This window comes from Thiolapillus sp. (assembly GCF_048562965.1).
Taxonomy (GTDB): Bacteria; Pseudomonadota; Gammaproteobacteria; order Chromatiales; family Chromatiaceae; genus Thiolapillus; species Thiolapillus brandeum_A.
The window spans coordinates 1-712 of record NZ_JBHNMF010001306.1; the positions used below are offsets into that span (position 1 = coordinate 1).

Genomic DNA, 712 nt, shown 5'->3' on the forward strand with positions numbered 1-712 from the left:
TACCTCCACCATGTGCTGCAGCACATCGGCAATGCCAGGACGGTTGAGGACATTGAAGCCCTGCTACCCTGGAACACGCCTGTCAAAAAAATGCAATAGGGCTGATTGTTTGGCGCTTACCGTTCACGGATGAGATCACGCTCAAATTCAGCCAGAGCGCTGAAAATGTGGAATACCAGTTTGCCGCCGCTGGTTTGCGTGTCGATGGCCTCCTGGAGGCTGCGAAAACCAATACCTTTTTCCTTGAGTGCGTTAATGGACTCGATCAGGTGTTGGATAGAGCGCCCCAGGCGATCCAATTTCCAGACCACCAAGGCATCACCTTCCCGCAGAACCATTTCGGCATCTTTCAGCCCAGGTCGCGCTGTCTTGGCACCACTGGCAATATCCGAGAAGATTTTGTCGCACCCAGCTTCTTTCAACGCTTTGATTTGCAAATCCAGACTTTGAGAGGGTGTTGAGACGCGGGCATAGCCAACCAGCACGAAAATTGCTCCAGAAAATGTGTCATAATCCGTTCTGAGAGAAGAATATTGACACTTTGTTTTTGAGATGGGTATTGAAACACAAAAACAGCCGGTTTCACAGAAAAGTCAACAAACCACCGGCTGCAAGCCGGTGGCATGAAAATTACGCACTGTAAGTGCGGTTCCGGCTAAAGCCGGCTTCAAGCCGCCGGCCCAAGCCGGTTCATGACGACTCGAAGTCGCCG

The 712-nt window shown here is 51.4% G+C and carries 1 protein-coding gene and 1 pseudogene; one reads left to right on the plus strand and one right to left on the minus strand.

Features of this window, described 5'->3' with window-relative positions; translation table 11 throughout:
• A partial coding sequence (locus ACOCD2_RS23980; protein ID WP_368857394.1) for a transposase domain-containing protein occupies positions 1 to 99 on the plus strand: 99 nt, incomplete at its 5' end.
• 20 nt (positions 100 to 119) lie between these two features.
• On the opposite strand, the pseudogene ACOCD2_RS23985 reads toward ACOCD2_RS23980, so the two are convergent.
• Positions 120 to 485 (minus strand): annotated as a pseudogene (locus tag ACOCD2_RS23985) (recombinase family protein); the annotation flags it as partial.
• Positions 486 to 712 lie beyond the last annotated feature (227 nt).